Here is a 6,259-nt window from a genome sequence, read left to right as displayed (position 1 = left end):
TCCCGGGTGTTGCTGCGCCAGGCGCCCCGCCTGGGCGCGGGGCGCCTGGGGCCGCCCGAACGCGTTCGCGACACGGAGGCGGCGGGAGCGACCGGGAGCGACTACGCGGCGACCGTCCAGCTGATCCTGGACACCATGGTCGGACCCGCGGCCCTGCTCACGCCCCTGCGCTCGGAGACGGGTGAGGTGGAGGACTACCGCATCGACGCGGCGGCGCCCGAGTCCGTGGACGTCGCCGGCCGGCGCGGGAAGGAGCTCGTGGGCCGCCGGATCCTGGAGATCTACCCCACCCTGGCCGGCACTGCCCTGTGGGAGGGGTACCTCGGGACGCTCGCCACCGGAACCAGGTACGAGGGGGAACCCTTCACCTACGAGGAAGTGATCGCAGGCGTTCCCCGGCAGTCCGTGTACTCGGTCCGGGCGTCCAGGCTCGGAGACCACCTGGTCGTGTCCTGGATCTGCCATGACACCAGCCAGCGCGAGACCCGCCGGCTGGCCGACATGCAGCGCCTCGGCAACCTCGGCTGGGCGGGCTGGAACCTGGTGACCGACACCGTCACCTGGTCCGATCAGGTCTATGCCATCTTCGACCGGGATCCGGCCCGGGGGCCGATGAGGCTGGAGGAACTGCCGAGCCACCTCGTCCCCGACGACCGTCCCCGGCTGGACGCCGCCGTCGGACGCCTACTGGGCGGGGGAGAGGCCATCGACCAGCCGTTCCGGATCACCACCCGGCGCGGGGTCCGGCACCTGCGGATCGTCGCCGAGGCACAGACGGACGCCGACGGCGCCCCCGTCGAGGTGCACGGCTTCTTCCAGGACCTGACCGCACAGCACGACGTGGAACGCGCGTTGCACGACAGCGAGCGGGCCGTCCTGCTCCAGCGGGGCATGCTCCAGGCCGAACGCGCGCTCGCCGCAAAACTCCAGGACACCCTGCTGCCGATCCCCGCACAGTCCCTGGAACTGGCCGGCCTGTGCATCGACGTGGCCTACGTCCCCTCCGACAGCGGGATCAACGTCGGCGGCGACTGGTACAGCGCCATCGAACTCCCCGACGAGAGCGCCCTGTTCGTCGTCGGAGACGTGGCCGGACACGGACTGGCCGCGGTCGGGACCATGGCCCAGCTCCGGTTCACCGCCAAGGGCATGACGGTCACCGGATCGCCCCTGCCCGACGTGCTGCACCGGCTCAACACCCTTCTGCTGCACACCCGTTCGGAGCCGTCGGGCAGTGCCACCGCCACCATGGTCATGGCCCGCTACGACCCCCGGGACCGGAGGATGATCTGGGTACGGGCAGGCCACTTGCCGCCCCTGCTGATCCGCGGCGACCGGGCGGTGTTCCTCGACCAGCCGCGGGGCGCCCTGCTCGGCGCGACCTTCGACGCCTCCTACGAGCAGGCCGCCATCGACCTGCTTCCCGGCGACCACCTGCTCTTCTACACCGACGGGCTCGTCGAGGAACCGGGCGAGGACATCGAGGCCGGCCTCGACCGGCTCGCGAAGACGGCGGTGCGGCTCGTCCGGGAGGGCCGCGGCGACACCCTCGCCCGCACGCTCGTCGCACCGCGCCCGGCCCACCGCGACGACATCTGCGTCCTGGACGTCCACGTACCGGACGGGATGTTCCGTAAAAGGGGTCAGCCTTCCGCCGTGTGGGTATATCCCCTCGGGAAGACCACGACGGTTCCCGTCGCCCCGCTCGGGGTCGGCCGGTGCCCACCAACCCGTCGGAGGAAGCTCATGTCACCCGTTTCCAGCGACACCGAGGATCCGCTCCGCATCGACCTCCGCACCGAGATGCCCGATGTCCCGGAGGATCCGCTCACCGTCAGCACCGGCGAGGCGCGGACCCTGTCCGTCGCGCTCTTCCGGCGGCTGAAGGAGCTGAGCGAGGGGACGCCGGAATACTCGTACGTGCGCAATACGCTCGTCGAGCTCAACCTCAGCCTGGTGAAATACGCGGCACGCCGTTTCCGCAACCGCTCCGAGCCGCTGGAGGACATCGTCCAGGTCGGCACGGTGGGCCTGATCAAGGCCATCAACCGGTACGACGTCGAGCGGGGGGTCGAATTCACCACGTTCGCCATTCCCACCATCACCGGCGAGATGAAGCGGTTCTTCCGCGACACCAGCTGGTCCGTGAAGGTGCCCCGGCGCCTCCAGGAACTCCGCCTGGACATCGCCAAAACCCACGACGCGCTCGAACAGCGACTGGGACGGCACCCGACCGACGAGGAACTGGCGCAGCACCTCGGCATCACCACGGAGGAACTGGACGAGGGCCGCCGGGCGGCGAACGGCTATCTCGCGGGATCGCTGGACGCTCCGGTGGGCCCCGAGGCGGAGGGCGCCTCCCGGGAGTGGCCGCTGGGGGAGGAGGAGGCGGCGTACGACCGCATCGAATGCCTGGAGACGCTGAAGCCGCTGCTCGCCACGCTCAGTGAGCGCGACCGGCTGATCCTCTCGCTGCGCTTCGGTCAGGAGCTGAACCAGTCCGAGATCGGCGATCGGCTCGGCCTCTCGCAGATGCACGTCTCACGACTGCTGAGCCGCATCATGGCCAGGCTGCGGACCGGGATGCTGGAGGACGAGGACGAGGACGAGGGTGACCAAGACGGTGAGACCGGCGCGGAGCCGGGCGCCGGGGCGGTACGGACCCGGGCGCCGACCGGCACGGAGCGACGGTAGGGCGGGCGTCGCGGGACGGACCGGGAGCCGGGCGGAGCTGCCGTGGCGGGTGCTCAGGCCGGGCTGCGAGACCTGTCCGGCCGCCCCGGGAGGGTTTCCCGGCGCTCCCGCAGGGCCGGCGGAGTGGCGATCTCCACCCATACGCACTTCCCGCCGTCGACGGGATCCGCCCCCCACGCGAGGGCCAGCCGCTTCACGATGAGCAGTCCGTGTCCGCCCGGCCGGGCCGGATCGGTGGGGAGCCGGTAGACGGGTACGACCGGACTGGGGTCAGTGACCTCGATGCGCAGCCGCTCGGCGGTGTAGTGCAGCACCAGTGAGTTCGGCCCGCCCGCGTGCATGCAGGCGTTGGCCACCACTTCGGACACCAGGAGCAGCACGTCGCTCGCGGTTTCCGCCGTCTCGTCGTCGCCGGCGTTCCCGTACGCGCTGCCGCTGCCGGCCTCCGGCAGCCACTGCCAGTCGGTGAGGGCCCGGCGGGCGAAGTCGCGGCACCGGCCGACGGCATCGGCGGTGCCGTGCACCAGCAGACGCCGGGTCCATTCCGATGGCCCGCGCTGGTCCATCCGTGCTCCTCAGCTACGCGCGCCGGTGGCTCGCGAGAGCCGCCTCCACATCGGGGTGCTGAGGGAAGAGCCCCCCGGCGCCCGTGACGTGGAACATGCGCGAGATCGGCCGGTGCAGGCCGATCAGTTCGAGGCTGCCACCGGATTCCCGGGTCGCCATCCGGTGGTGCAGCAACACGTTCAATCCGGTGGAGTCGCAGAACGCGAGCCCGCTGACATCGACCAGCAGGCGCCGCCCGCCATCTGCCCGGGCGGCTTCGAGGGCCGCGTCCAAGGGGTCGGCGGTGTCGTGGTCGAGCTCTCCGGCCAAGGTCAGGACGGTGGCCCCGTCGAGGGGTCGCACGTCGACCGCGAAGCGGTCCTCGTCCACCGAGGGCATGGCGCACCCCTTCCCCGGTCGTTCGGTCGCCCTTGCGGATACGTCTCGCGCCTACCCGGTCAGGGGTCGGCAAACCCGGGCGGGGCGGTGTCGATGGGGATGAGGGGAAGCGAGCCGGTGTTCTCCAGCAGGCGCGTCATCCGCGCGCTCGGCACGGCCAGGGGCAGCGTGTGGCCACTTCGTCGACCCGGCTGATGTCCATTTCGCCCGACAGACGGACCACGGCCGCCTCCGCGTGTGGGGGAGGCGGCCGGGCGGGATCGTACTCGCCGTGCTCTGGCGGCATCCTCAGTGCTGGCCCTTGGCCTTCTTCATCTTGGCGGCGGCTTCGGAGGTCATTTCCTCGGCCTTGCCCGTCATCCGCTCGGCGCTTCCCTCCGCCTGCATGCGCGTGTCGTCCATCGCGCCGCCGAGCTCCTCCTTGACCTTTCCCTTGGCCTGCTTCGCCTTCGCCTTCGCCTTGCTCATGACGCGTGCCACCTTCCTGAGGGGTCTTGCGGGGGAGATACTGCTGCCACCATGCGGCAGGGGGCGACCGCCTGCAATTCGTAGTGAATCGTCCGATATCGCGGCTGCTCGGCGCGGCGGGAGTCCGGCGAGGAGTGCTCGTGGGCTTCCACCGGGAAGGCGTCACCCGCCGAGGTCGTGCGTGCGGCACCAGCCGATCGTGAGCCGGATGAGCCGCACGAGGGTGAGCACCCAGACGGCGGCGAAGGCCCAGATGAGTGGGGGCGAGGGCGTGGTGACGGCGTAGACGAGCAGGACCGCGCCGGCGGTACCGAGGAGCCACGCGTACAGGGCGGCACCGTGCCGGCGGAGCCAGTTCCCCGGAGGGGTCCAGGGCCTGATGCCGCGGCGCAGCGTGCGAAGCCTGCGGTCCAGGAGCCGGTCGGCACGCAGGTCCTGCTCCATGTCCTTGAGGATCATCAGCTCCTGACGAGAGAGCTCAGGGCCGTCCATGGCGAAGCCCCTCTCCTGCCGAGTCCCGGTGCGCGGCCGCCGTTCTAGGGATGTGGAGCGGCGGAAGCGAACCCGATGCATTCGACGTCGATCTGATCGGCGAGTTCGGTCAGCACGCTCGCCAGGTCTTGGACGGTCTGCTCGTCGCCGCGCATCTCACCGCTGTGCTCCGCTGCCAGCCAGTCGGCTGCGAGGCGGCGCAGGAGGTCGGTGACGTGATCGGCGGGGATCAGCAGTGCGCCGTCATCCGCGGGTATCAGCGGAATGGAAATTTGGATCATGGAACCGTCTCCCGGGAGCCGTCCGGTGCGCGTCCGCGCTACCAATAGTGCCGCCGTCCTCCGACTGCGTGCCCGACGGCGCCGAGCACCCACAGGACGACCCCGATGACGACGAGGATGATCCCCAACGTCCACAGGATCGAAATGCCGAAGAGGAAACCGAGGATCAACAGGACAATGCCAAGCACGATCATGATGTTCTCCCATCTCGCAGGCTGCTTCTGCCCCGATCCGCTGCCGGAATGCGCGCCGTGGCGGCCCTGTCGATCCGGCAGCGGTGGGGTCGGGGTGGGGGGCGGCCAAGTCCGGTGATGGGCGGGTGTGCGCGGCGGCCGGCGGCGTGCACCCGCCCATCACTGGTACGGGAAGGGGTGGTGACCCGCACGGCGGTGCTCCCGGTGCGCCGGCTGCGTTCCGGGCGCGTGGGCGACTGCACCAGGTGGCCGGCCGTGGGGACGGCTCTGCTGATCGCGGCCTTCGCCGCGCGGCCTCAGAGGGCAAGGCGCCAGGGCGCCATCTGGGGGAGGCCCTCGACCGGAAGTATCTTGACGTCAAGATTGATCTGAGGCAGGCTGCCGCTGGTATCTCGATATCGAGATACTTTCGCGGGGGCTCGGAGGCATGGGATGCGGCGGCGGGGTACGGGGATCCGGCGGGGTGCGCGGGGGCGGCAGGGTTCGCAGGGGTGGCGAGGGCGGCGGGGGCCGGTGCAGGAACGGCGGCCCGGGCTGGTGGCGCAACTGCGGCGGCCGCCCGGGGGCCGGGACGCTCGGATCATGCTGCTCGCCCAGCTCCTCGACCGCACCGGCACGGGTGTGTGGGCGGCCTCCTCGGTCCTCTACTTCACGTTCGTCCTCGGCCTGGACGCCGGCCGGATCGGCCTCCTGCTGGGCGCCGCGGCCGTGGCGGGCATCGCCGGATCGCCTCTGGCGGGGCACCTGGCGGGCCGCTTCCCGGTGCGTTCCCTGCTGATCGGCTGTCACCTGCTGCGCCTGGGGACCCTCGGCGCACTGCTCGTGGTCACCCGCTTCGACGTGCTGTTGCCCCTGGTCGCCGTCACCTACCTCGGCGACCGGGCGGCCAAGGCCCTGGAGATGCTCTTCGCCACACGGGTGGCGGGTGAGCGACGGGGCACCTATCAGGCCCTGTCGCGCAGCACGGCGAACGCCGGCTACGCGGTGGGTGCGGGGATCGCCGCCGGGGGTCTCGCGGTCGGGACCGCAGCGGCCTACCAGGCGCTGATCCTGGCCAACGCGCTGTCGTTCCTCGCGGCCGCCGCGCTGGTCTGGCGCACCCGGGAGCCGCGAGCCGAGGGACGCGTGGCCGCGGGCGCGAGGGGTGCGGCGGTAGGGGACGAGGCGACGGGGGACGCGTCGCCC

8 protein-coding genes and 1 pseudogene are annotated in these 6,259 nt (G+C 71.4%); 3 read left to right on the top strand and 6 right to left on the bottom strand.

The window, feature by feature from the left end; translation table 11 throughout:
- Window positions 1–135: 135 nt before the first annotated feature.
- Both ABZY57_RS31720 and ABZY57_RS31715 read left to right on the top strand, forming a co-directional pair.
- Window positions 136–1,605 (top strand): annotated as a pseudogene (locus tag ABZY57_RS31720) (SpoIIE family protein phosphatase); the annotation flags it as partial.
- Between the two features lie 198 nt (window positions 1,606–1,803).
- On the top strand, window positions 1,804–2,694 hold the full coding sequence (locus tag ABZY57_RS31715; RefSeq protein ID WP_356517839.1) for a SigB/SigF/SigG family RNA polymerase sigma factor: 891 nt from the start codon (window positions 1,804–1,806) through the stop codon (window positions 2,692–2,694).
- A gap of 53 nt (window positions 2,695–2,747) precedes the next feature.
- Here the strand turns inward: ABZY57_RS31715 and ABZY57_RS31710 are convergent, their stop codons facing one another.
- The 6 genes from ABZY57_RS31710 to ABZY57_RS31685 form a co-directional block, all read right to left on the bottom strand.
- Window positions 2,748–3,260 carry an ATP-binding protein gene (locus tag ABZY57_RS31710; RefSeq protein ID WP_356517837.1) on the bottom strand — a complete coding sequence of 171 codons (513 nt, stop codon included), beginning with the start codon at window positions 3,258–3,260 and terminating at the stop codon, window positions 2,748–2,750.
- A 13-nt stretch (window positions 3,261–3,273) separates the two neighbouring features.
- A complete protein-coding gene (locus ABZY57_RS31705) occupies window positions 3,274–3,639 on the bottom strand; it encodes an STAS domain-containing protein (protein ID WP_356517835.1) in 366 nt (121 codons plus the stop codon).
- Between the two features lie 288 nt (window positions 3,640–3,927).
- Window positions 3,928–4,107, bottom strand: a complete 180-nt coding sequence (locus ABZY57_RS31700; protein WP_356517833.1) for a CsbD family protein — start codon at window positions 4,105–4,107, stop codon at window positions 3,928–3,930.
- A 162-nt stretch (window positions 4,108–4,269) separates the two neighbouring features.
- Complete coding sequence (locus ABZY57_RS31695; protein WP_356517831.1) at window positions 4,270–4,599, bottom strand: hypothetical protein; 330 nt, start codon at window positions 4,597–4,599, stop codon at window positions 4,270–4,272.
- A 44-nt stretch (window positions 4,600–4,643) separates the two neighbouring features.
- Complete coding sequence (locus ABZY57_RS31690) at window positions 4,644–4,880, bottom strand: DUF6213 family protein (RefSeq protein ID WP_356517829.1); 237 nt, start codon at window positions 4,878–4,880, stop codon at window positions 4,644–4,646.
- 38 nt (window positions 4,881–4,918) lie between these two features.
- On the bottom strand, window positions 4,919–5,074 hold the full coding sequence (locus ABZY57_RS31685) for a DUF6131 family protein (protein ID WP_356517827.1): 156 nt from the start codon (window positions 5,072–5,074) through the stop codon (window positions 4,919–4,921).
- Window positions 5,075–5,587: 513 nt separating this feature from the next.
- Between ABZY57_RS31685 and ABZY57_RS31680 the strand changes: the two genes are divergently transcribed.
- The coding region (locus ABZY57_RS31680) for an MFS transporter (RefSeq protein ID WP_356517825.1) at window positions 5,588–6,259 on the top strand (672 nt) is incomplete at its 3' end.

The sequence above is a fragment of the Streptomyces sp. NPDC006450 genome (assembly GCF_040612195.1).
Taxonomy (GTDB): domain Bacteria; phylum Actinomycetota; class Actinomycetes; order Streptomycetales; family Streptomycetaceae; genus Streptomyces.
Note: the sequence above shows the minus strand (reverse complement) of the source record. Positions and strands in the feature narration are given on the sequence as shown.

Coding starts and splice junctions, on each gene's coding strand:
- ABZY57_RS31715 (WP_356517839.1), top strand. CDS start 1,804: ATGCCCGATGTCCCGGAGGATCCGCTCACCGTCAGCACCGGCGAGGCG.
- ABZY57_RS31710 (WP_356517837.1), bottom strand. CDS start 3,260: ATGGACCAGCGCGGGCCATCGGAATGGACCCGGCGTCTGCTGGTGCAC.
- ABZY57_RS31705 (WP_356517835.1), bottom strand. CDS start 3,639: ATGCCCTCGGTGGACGAGGACCGCTTCGCGGTCGACGTGCGACCCCTC.
- ABZY57_RS31700 (WP_356517833.1), bottom strand. CDS start 4,107: ATGAGCAAGGCGAAGGCGAAGGCGAAGCAGGCCAAGGGAAAGGTCAAG.
- ABZY57_RS31695 (WP_356517831.1), bottom strand. CDS start 4,599: ATGGACGGCCCTGAGCTCTCTCGTCAGGAGCTGATGATCCTCAAGGAC.
- ABZY57_RS31690 (WP_356517829.1), bottom strand. CDS start 4,880: ATGATCCAAATTTCCATTCCGCTGATACCCGCGGATGACGGCGCACTG.
- ABZY57_RS31685 (WP_356517827.1), bottom strand. CDS start 5,074: ATGATCGTGCTTGGCATTGTCCTGTTGATCCTCGGTTTCCTCTTCGGC.